The organism is Thiolapillus sp., from assembly GCF_048562965.1.
Lineage (GTDB): Bacteria > Pseudomonadota > Gammaproteobacteria > Chromatiales > Chromatiaceae > Thiolapillus > Thiolapillus brandeum_A.
On record NZ_JBHNMF010001368.1, the window covers coordinates 1 to 669 of the forward strand.

The 669-nt window shown below is 51.9% G+C and carries 1 protein-coding gene; it reads left to right on the forward strand.

The features are described from left to right. Positions 1–102 precede the first annotated feature (102 nt). On the forward strand, positions 103–567 hold the full coding sequence (locus ACOCD2_RS24365; RefSeq protein ID WP_295513792.1) for a Fic family protein: 465 nt from the start codon (positions 103–105) through the stop codon (positions 565–567). The last annotated feature ends 102 nt before the right edge of the window (positions 568–669 follow it).

The following is a 669-nucleotide window of genomic DNA, read 5'->3' on the forward strand; positions in this document are numbered from 1 at the left end:
CCAGCTCTACACCGGATACTTGCCAGGGACTCTTGATTCCCAGTATCTGGGCGTATAGGTCTTTGTCTCTCATAGGGGATTACGATAATCTACCCACTCCATTTGGGGAAGAGCCATATTGAGTATGCGTTACCGGCAGATGTCCCACCGCTGATGGAGGAATGGATAAACGAGGTCAACGCGACTGATCTGGGGGGTTCATTGGATAATCTGGTCGCCGCATATGCCCGCCTCCATATCGGTTTCACTTCGATACATCCTTTTTGGGATGGCAATGGGCGGTTGGCAAGGTTGCTGTCCGATCTTCCATTGCTTAAAGCGGGGTATCCCCCTCTGGTCATTCAGAACACCCACCGAGAGGATTATATCAAGGCGCTCAATGTGTATTCGACACAGGCGGCACGACTGACAAAAAGCACAGGCGTCTGGCCGCAGGATTCGTCGCCCTACTCCGCCTTTGTCGAATTCTGCCAAGGTGAATATGCCATCACTCAGGAGATTATTGAAGAAGCCATGGCGGTACAGAATAATCGCCATTCGGCAGCAAAAAGAAAAGATCCAAGATGAGGCCAGAAATAACACAACAACTCACCAACTGCGCAGGCGACCGCCAGGTTCAGATTCGCCGGATGAAGGACAAGCTGGCGTTTCTGGAGGACGAACGCGCCA